The organism is Streptomyces viridosporus (genome assembly GCF_002078235.1).
GTDB classification, from domain to species: domain Bacteria; phylum Actinomycetota; class Actinomycetes; order Streptomycetales; family Streptomycetaceae; genus Streptomyces; species Streptomyces viridosporus.
On the sequence record NZ_MSGP01000617.1, the window covers coordinates 1 to 7,002 of the forward strand.

Genomic DNA, 7,002 nt, shown 5'->3' on the forward strand with positions numbered 1-7,002 from the left:
GGGGCATGGCTAACACCCAGGGCCCGCAGGGCAACCACGACCCCGCCGGCAGCACCCAGATGTTCCGCGCGTTCGTCGACGAGGCCCCGCAGGGCCGGCAGGCCGCCGCCTCGAGCGGCGGGCCGCGGATCGGTCTGATCGTCGGCGTCGTCGTCGCCGTGGCGATCGTCGCGGCGGTGGCCTGGCTCGCGCTGAAGTAACCCGCGCCGGGGCGGTCCCCGCCCGGAACGACCGGACACACGACGGCCGCCGTTGCGCCCACGCGAGGAGGCGCCCCGGCGGCCCGATGCCGTGTCCGGACCTTCGGTGCCTCAGTCCGAGATGAGGCCCTCCCGCAGCTGGGCCAGGGTCCGGGTCAGCAGCCGGGAGACGTGCATCTGGGAGATGCCGACCTCCTCGCCGATCTGCGACTGGGTCATGTTGGCGAAGAAGCGCAGCATGATGATCCGCCGCTCCCGGGGCGGCAGCTTGGCCAGCAGGGGCTTGAGCGACTCCCGGTACTCCACCCCCTCCAGCGCCGTGTCCTCGTAGCCGAGCCGGTCCGCGAGCGAGCCCTCGCCGCCGTCGTCCTCGGGTGCCGGGGAGTCCAGCGAGGAGGCGGTGTAGGCGTTGCCGACCGCGAGGCCGTCGACCACGTCCTCCTCCGACACGCCCAGCGCGGTGGCGAGTTCGGTGACCGTGGGGGAGCGGTCCAGCTTCTGGGAGAGCTCGTCGCTGGTCTTCGTCAGCGCCAGGCGCAGCTCCTGCAGCCGGCGCGGCACCCGCACCGACCACGACGTGTCGCGGAAGAACCGCTTGATCTCGCCGACCACCGTCGGCATCGCGAACGTCGGGAACTCCACGCCCCGTTCGCAGTCGAAGCGGTCGATCGCCTTGATCAGCCCGATGGTGCCGACCTGGACGATGTCCTCCATCGGCTCGTTGCGGGAGCGGAAGCGGGCCGCCGCGTACCGCACCAGCGGGAGGTTGAGCTCGATCAGGGTGTCCCGGACGTAGACGCGCTCCGGGCTGTCCTCGTCGAGTACGGCGAGCCGCAGGAACAGGGAACGGGACAGGGTGCGGGTGTCGAGGGCCGCCGTGTCCGGGAGGTCCGGAGCGGGCGCGGCCGGGAGGGCCGGGCCCTCGTCGATGGGGCCGAGTGCGTCGAGAGCATGGGGAGCCGTGTCGCTCTCCGCGAGCGTGAGCACCTTCGAGCTGCCCTGTTCTGCGGACATGCCACCCCCTTTGGGTCGCGGGACGGTCGCGGCCGACGCTCCCGTCTGAGGAACGCAGCCTTCACCTGAATACCGGCGCCGGAGCTCCGGCAAACGCGCTTCCCGCAGAATGTCACATGTCGGCAACGCGCTGTAGTGACATGTCGACATCCGAGATGCGAATCGGCCCTGTAAACAGAGGGTCTGACGGCCTTTCGGCTCAGAAACGCGCAGAACAGCACTGATGAGCGATTCGCTCGAACAGGTTACGCGTCGATCCTGTTTGCGGACCGCAACCTTTGGAAGCTACGTGCCAGTAGCCGGGACACGTGCATCTGCGAGACGCCGAGCTCCGCACTGATCTGCGACTGCGTGAGGTTGCTGTAGTACCGCAGCAGCAGGATGCGCTGCTCCCTCTCGGGCAGTTGGACGAGCAGGTGCCGGACGAGGTCGCGGTGCTCGACGCCGTCCAGGGCGGGGTCCTCGTAGCCGAGCCGGTCCAGCAGCCCCGGCATGCCGTCGCCCTCCTGCGCGGCCTCCAGCGAGGTGGCGTGGTACGAGCGGCCGGCCTCGATGCAGGACAGCACGTCCTCCTCGGTGATGCGCAGCCGCTCGGCGATCTCCGCGGTCGACGGGGAGCGCCCGAAGGCGGTCGTCAGGTCCTCGGTCGCGCCGTTGACCTGCACCCACAGTTCGTGCAGCCGGCGCGGTACGTGGACGGTGCGGACGTTGTCGCGGAAGTACCGCTTGATCTCGCCGACCACCGTCGGCATCGCGAACGTCGGGAACTGCACACCCCGGTCCGGGTCGAAGCGGTCGATGGCGTTGATGAGCCCGATGGTGCCGACCTGGACGACGTCCTCCATCGGCTCGTTGCGGGAGCGGAAGCGGGCGGCGGCGTACCGCACCAGGGGGAGGTTGGCCTCGATGAGCGCCGCGCGCACGCGGGTGTGCTCCGGGGTGCCCGGCTCCAGCTCCTTGAGCTGGCCGAAGAGCACCTGGGTCAGGGCCCGGGTGTCGGCGCCGCGGCGCTTGGCCGGGTCCGGGGCCGGGTGCTGGTCGGTGGCCGGGTCCGGAGCCGGGTCCGGTGCCGGATCCGGTGACCGAGCCGGGGATGAAGCCGGAGTCGGGGCCTGGGCGGACGCCTGGTTCTGGGGCGGCGCAGTACTGGCCGACACGGTCAACGCCACCTCTTCATCGGTCAACTCGCTCGTCAACTCGTCCGTCGACTCATCCATCAAAAGCGGTCATAGCATCACAAGACAGACTCAATGTGTGCAAGCACCGCATATTCCGTGTTGAGTCCGATCATGGACACAGAACGCAGGAGAGCCCTCCGCCGTCACGGCGGAGGGCTCCGGAAGGCGGAACGTCAGAATTCGTAGTCGGCGATCACCCACGTGGCGAACTCGCGCCACAGGGCGACGCCCGCCCGGTGCTCCGGGTGCTCCACGTACCGGTGCAGGGCCTGGGCGTCCTCGAACGCCGAGTTGATGGCGAAGTCGTAGGCGATGGGGCGGTCGCTGACGTTCCAGGCGCACTCCCAGAAGAGGATCTCCGGGATCCTGCCCTCGAGCGACCGGAAGGCCTCCACGCCCTTCACGACCCTCGGGTCGTCCCGCTCGACGCCCTCGTTCAGCCGGAAGAGCACCAGATGGCGGATCATCACTTTCCTCCGTTGGCGAGCCAGGTCATGAAGTCGCCGATGGCCTTCGCGGCGTCCGAGATGCCCTCGAACCCTATCTGGACGTAGTCGGCCGCCTTGGCCGGATCCGTGATGATCACGTACAGCGCGAAGACCACGAGGACAAAGACGGCGATCTTCTTCGCGTTCACCGCCACCGCGGCCCTCCCCTGTCACTGACGTGCACCGGTGTCGCACGCGCATCGAGCGGGCCCATGATCGCACGAAGGGCCCCGTCTGACGACGGGGCCCTTCAGGAGCGGTAGCGGAGGGATTTGAACCCTCGGTGACTTGCGCCACACTCGCTTTCGAGGCGAGCTCCTTCGGCCGCTCGGACACGCTACCGAGGGAGACCTTACAGCAAGGTGGGTCGTGCTCCGAAATCGGTGTTCAGTCGGTGTTCACCGCTCGCGGAAGAACTCCGTGAGCAGCCGGGCGCACTCCTCGGCGAGCACGCCCTCGACCACCTCGGGCCGGTGGTTGAGCCGCCGGTCGCGCAGGAGGTCCCAGAGGGAGCCGGCCGCGCCCGCCTTCTCGTCGCGCGCGCCGTAGACGACCCGGTCCACCCGCGCCTGCTGGATCGCGCCCGCGCACATCGTGCACGGCTCCAGCGTCACCACCAGGGTGCAGCCCGCCAGCCGCCACTCCCCGAGCTCCGCGGCGGCCCGCCGGACGGCGAGCACCTCGGCGTGCGCCGTGGGGTCGCCGGCGGCCTCGCGTTCGTTGTGGCCGCGGGCCAGCACGGTGGTGCCGTCCGGGGCCAGGACGACGGCCCCGACGGGGACGTCCCCGCCCCGGACGGCCCGTTCGGCCTCGTCCAGGGCGAGTCGCATCGCGGGCCGCCAGGGGTCGCGTACCGGGTCCGGCGGCCCCGGTGTGGTCTGCACGGTCAGCGGACGGTCTCCAGGACCTCGGAGGCGCCCAGGGCCTCGGCGATCTCGCCGAGGGCGTCCTCGGTCATCGCGCGCAGCTCCTTCTCGCTCACGCCCAGGTCCTCCAGGACCTGCGGGTCACCGACCGGCCCGTGCGGCACGGCGTCGCCGGAGCCGGTGACCGCGCCCTCGTCGGCGTCCCCGTCGTCGGGTTCACCGTCCTCGGTGCCGTCGAGGTCCAGGGCGTCCAGGTCGGTGCCGTCGTTCCCGGGCTCGCGGCCCAGCAGCTCGTCGGTGAGCAGGATCTCGCCGTAGCTGCTGCGGGAGGCCGCGGCGGCGTCGGAGACGTAGATCCGGGGGTCCTCCTCGCCGTCCACGCGGACGACGCCGAACCAGCCGTTCTCCTGCTCGATCAGCACGAGCACCGTGTCCTCGTCGGGAGAGGCTTCCCGGGCCAGGTCGGCCAGATCCGACAGGGTTTCCACATCGTCGAGTTCCGTGTCGCTCGCTTCCCACCCGTCTTCGGTGCGCGCGAGCAGTGCGGCGAAGTACACCGTGACTCTCCCACTGGTCATAGGCGTGCCGGTTGGGGGTCCCCCCGGCGGAGGCTGTGGGCGGGGAGTGCTCCTAAGAGCCCCACCCACTCGGAATCGTGGCAGAAACAAGGCTGTCAGGGGACGTCTTCGGCTCCCTGTGTCCGGCAGTTTCGATCTCGGGTCGCCGAGTGCGCCCGCGAAGGAACCACCGGCACTCTCGTCACCGCCACGTGCGGATCGTACGCGCCTTTACCCGCGGTCCCCGCGCGGCCACTTCGGGAAACACGCGGGTGCGCCACGATCTTCCCGCACACGCGCCGTCCACGCGGTCCGCACCGCCGACGGGTCGGCCCGGTACGGGCCGCCGGTACGGGCCGCCGGTACGGCGTTCACCCGGGGTGCCGCCTACCAGCGGAAGGTCCGCATGCGCATCGCGTGGCGCAGCCGGGCCGCCTTGGCGCGGCGCGGCTGGACCCGGTCGCGCAGGGCACGGGCCTCGGCGAGCTCGCGCAGGAACCGGGCGCGCCGCCGCCGTCGCTCGCTCTCCGTCTCGGCCGGGCCGGGCGTTCCACGCGGCGACGGGTCGTCTCGGTACTCCTGCTCAGGCATCGGTTCACCACCCCAGTCCGTCCCTCCCACCTTCCCCGGACGGGCGGTTTGACGCCAGCGAACGAGTGACGGCGGGCCCCGCGGCTTGCCGTACGCGGGGACAATGGGCCTCCTGGGCCCGGTTAGTGTGGGGGACATGCGTCTCCACGTCGTCGACCACCCCCTGGTCGCCCACAAGCTCACCACGCTGCGCGACCAGCGCACCGACTCCGCGACCTTCCGCCGTCTGGCCGACGAGCTGGTCACCCTGCTCGCCTACGAGGCCACGCGTGACGTGCGCACCGAGCAGGTCGACATCCAGACGCCGGTGGCGCGCACCACGGGAGTGAAGCTGTCCCACCCGCGCCCGCTGGTGGTGCCGATCCTGCGGGCCGGCCTCGGCATGCTGGACGGCATGGTCCGGCTGCTGCCGACCGCCGAGGTGGGCTTCCTCGGCATGATCCGCAACGAGGAGACGCTGCAGGCCTCCACGTACACCACCCGGATGCCGGAGGACCTCTCCGGCCGTCAGGTGTACGTCCTGGACCCGATGCTCGCCACCGGCGGCACGCTGGTCGCGGCGATCCGGGAGCTGATCGAGCGCGGCGCGGACGACGTGACCGCCGTGGTGCTGCTGGCCGCGCCGGAGGGCGTCGAGGTCATGGAGCGCGATCTGGCCGGCACCCCGGTGACGGTCGTGACGGCGTCGGTCGACGAGCGCCTCGACGAGCAGGGCTACATCGTGCCGGGCCTGGGCGACGCCGGGGACCGGATGTACGGCGCGGCCGAATAGGCCGGTCCGGCGGCGGGGCCGTCCCCCGCCGCCGTTCAGCAGTTCTTCTTCGGGGTGGGCGCCGGTTCGGGCTCGGTCAGTGCGGCCAGCGCCCGGTCGGCGTCCGCCTTCCGCGTCAGGCTCCGGAAGTCGTCGCCGATGACGAGGTCGATCTCGTTCCCCTTGCGGGCGGCGTCGGTGCGCCGTTCGGCGCCGGCGAGCTGGGCGCCGAGCACTGGCAGCGAGGTGTCGAGGGCGGAGGCGGGCCCGAGCAGGACTCCGGTGCCCTCGACCTTCTTGTCGTACTCCTCGGGCGCGTTGGCGACCTCGCCGATCTTGAAGCCGCGCTTCTCCAGCTCGTCGGCGGTCTTCTGGGCGAGACCGCTGCGGGTCGTGGCGTTGAGGACGTTGACCGTGATCGTGCCGGGCTCGGGAAGGGCCCTCGGGGCGGCCGCGGGGGTCGCCCTGACGGCGCAGGCCGCCTTGGTCCTGCCGGTGGAGGCGGAGTCGCCGCCGCCGGTGAACACGTCGATGAGCTGCAGCGTGCCCCAGCCGGCCCCACCGAGCACGGCGACCGAGGCGACGGTCAGGACGACGAGCCTGCCGTGTCGCCGGGGTCGGCGCATCCGCGGGTACTTGTCACCCGTGATCCGGTACTGGCCGCCCATGCCGGGAGGAGTGAGCATGCTCATGGGCGCAGCGTAGTGCGCCCGGGCAGCAATGCCTACCGGGTGATCATCCGACTGTGTGCAGTCTGACCCGAAAGGGGCAAACCGGCCGCGACGGGGTGCCGGTGGGGTGCCGGAGCGGCGTCAGTCCACCTCGAGGACGCGGGCGTGCAGCACCTGCCGCTGCTGGAGCGCCGCCCGGACCGCGCGGTGCAGGCCGTCCTCCAGGTACAGGTCGCCCTGCCACTTCACGACGTGCGCGAAGAGGTCGCCGTAGAAGGTCGAGTCCTCGGCGAGGAGGGTCTCGAGGTCGAGCTGCTGCTTGGTCGTCACGAGCTGATCGAGGCGGACCGGGCGCGGCGCGACGTCCGCCCACTGCCGGGTGCTCTCCCGGCCGTGGTCGGGGTACGGCCGGCCGTTTCCGATGCGCTTGAAGATCACACGGAAAGCCTACCGGTCGAGACGTTCCGGGCGCAGCCATGGCGACGGAGTACGACGCCGAAAAAACCACCCGGAACCGGGAGGGACCGGAAAACGGCTCCCGGGCGGGCGGACGCGGGTCGCGTTGCCGCTCGGCCCGCGCCACCGCTCGGCCCGCCCGCCAGTACCCGCCGATACGCGGTGGTGGCGTCCTCGGCCCCCGTCGCGGCGCACCCGAAGTCCTTCGCGCGCAGCGGTCCGAGGACCGC

Annotated in this window: 11 protein-coding genes and 1 tRNA gene; 2 read left to right on the plus strand and 10 right to left on the minus strand. The window is 71.4% G+C overall.

Annotated elements, in window-relative coordinates; genetic code table 11:
* Positions 1–5 precede the first annotated feature (5 nt).
* Positions 6–200 carry a hypothetical protein gene (locus B7L92_RS34365; RefSeq protein WP_081241162.1) on the plus strand — a complete coding sequence of 65 codons (195 nt, stop codon included), beginning with the start codon at positions 6–8 and terminating at the stop codon, positions 198–200.
* A gap of 111 nt (positions 201–311) precedes the next feature.
* Here B7L92_RS34365 and B7L92_RS34370 read toward each other — a convergent pair whose 3' ends face one another.
* The 8 genes from B7L92_RS34370 to B7L92_RS34400 form a co-directional block, all read right to left on the minus strand.
* A complete protein-coding gene (locus tag B7L92_RS34370) occupies positions 312–1,214 on the minus strand; it encodes an RNA polymerase sigma factor SigF (protein WP_004986212.1) in 903 nt (300 codons plus the stop codon).
* Positions 1,215–1,459: 245 nt separating this feature from the next.
* On the minus strand, positions 1,460–2,431 hold the full coding sequence (locus B7L92_RS34375) for an RNA polymerase sigma factor SigF (protein ID WP_081241156.1): 972 nt from the start codon (positions 2,429–2,431) through the stop codon (positions 1,460–1,462).
* A 134-nt stretch (positions 2,432–2,565) separates the two neighbouring features.
* Complete coding sequence (locus B7L92_RS34380; protein ID WP_081241157.1) at positions 2,566–2,859, minus strand: Dabb family protein; 294 nt, start codon at positions 2,857–2,859, stop codon at positions 2,566–2,568.
* Positions 2,859–3,035, minus strand: a complete 177-nt coding sequence (locus B7L92_RS41245) for a hypothetical protein (protein WP_170102276.1) — start codon at positions 3,033–3,035, stop codon at positions 2,859–2,861. Before B7L92_RS41245 ends, B7L92_RS34380 begins: the two co-directional genes overlap by 1 nt.
* 102 nt (positions 3,036–3,137) lie before the next feature.
* Positions 3,138–3,222 (minus strand) — tRNA-Ser (locus B7L92_RS34385).
* A gap of 56 nt (positions 3,223–3,278) precedes the next feature.
* Complete coding sequence (gene tadA / locus B7L92_RS34390) at positions 3,279–3,710, minus strand: tRNA adenosine(34) deaminase TadA (RefSeq protein WP_255311264.1); 432 nt, start codon at positions 3,708–3,710, stop codon at positions 3,279–3,281.
* 56 nt (positions 3,711–3,766) lie between these two features.
* A complete protein-coding gene (locus B7L92_RS34395) occupies positions 3,767–4,303 on the minus strand; it encodes a tRNA adenosine deaminase-associated protein (RefSeq protein WP_081241159.1) in 537 nt (178 codons plus the stop codon).
* 387 nt (positions 4,304–4,690) lie between these two features.
* On the minus strand, positions 4,691–4,894 hold the full coding sequence (locus tag B7L92_RS34400; protein WP_081241160.1) for a hypothetical protein: 204 nt from the start codon (positions 4,892–4,894) through the stop codon (positions 4,691–4,693).
* A gap of 136 nt (positions 4,895–5,030) precedes the next feature.
* Between B7L92_RS34400 and upp the strand changes: the two genes are divergently transcribed.
* Positions 5,031–5,666, plus strand: a complete 636-nt coding sequence (upp, locus tag B7L92_RS34405) for a uracil phosphoribosyltransferase (protein WP_004986233.1) — start codon at positions 5,031–5,033, stop codon at positions 5,664–5,666.
* A 35-nt stretch (positions 5,667–5,701) separates the two neighbouring features.
* Here the strand turns inward: upp and B7L92_RS34410 are convergent, their stop codons facing one another.
* Positions 5,702–6,313 (minus strand): LytR C-terminal domain-containing protein, encoded by a 612-nt coding sequence (locus B7L92_RS34410; RefSeq protein WP_081241161.1) that lies wholly within the window; start codon positions 6,311–6,313, stop codon positions 5,702–5,704.
* 144 nt (positions 6,314–6,457) lie between these two features.
* Positions 6,458–6,754, minus strand: a complete 297-nt coding sequence (locus B7L92_RS34415; RefSeq protein ID WP_004986236.1) for a type II toxin-antitoxin system VapB family antitoxin — start codon at positions 6,752–6,754, stop codon at positions 6,458–6,460.
* Between the last annotated feature and the right edge of the window lie 248 nt (positions 6,755–7,002).

Coding starts and splice junctions, on each gene's coding strand:
- B7L92_RS34365 (WP_081241162.1), top strand. CDS start 6: ATGGCTAACACCCAGGGCCCGCAGGGCAACCACGACCCCGCCGGCAGC.
- B7L92_RS34370 (WP_004986212.1), bottom strand. CDS start 1,214: ATGTCCGCAGAACAGGGCAGCTCGAAGGTGCTCACGCTCGCGGAGAGC.
- B7L92_RS34375 (WP_081241156.1), bottom strand. CDS start 2,431: ATGGATGAGTCGACGGACGAGTTGACGAGCGAGTTGACCGATGAAGAG.
- B7L92_RS34380 (WP_081241157.1), bottom strand. CDS start 2,859: ATGATCCGCCATCTGGTGCTCTTCCGGCTGAACGAGGGCGTCGAGCGG.
- tadA (WP_255311264.1), bottom strand. CDS start 3,710: ATGCGACTCGCCCTGGACGAGGCCGAACGGGCCGTCCGGGGCGGGGAC.
- B7L92_RS34400 (WP_081241160.1), bottom strand. CDS start 4,894: ATGCCTGAGCAGGAGTACCGAGACGACCCGTCGCCGCGTGGAACGCCC.
- upp (WP_004986233.1), top strand. CDS start 5,031: ATGCGTCTCCACGTCGTCGACCACCCCCTGGTCGCCCACAAGCTCACC.
- B7L92_RS34410 (WP_081241161.1), bottom strand. CDS start 6,313: ATGGGCGGCCAGTACCGGATCACGGGTGACAAGTACCCGCGGATGCGC.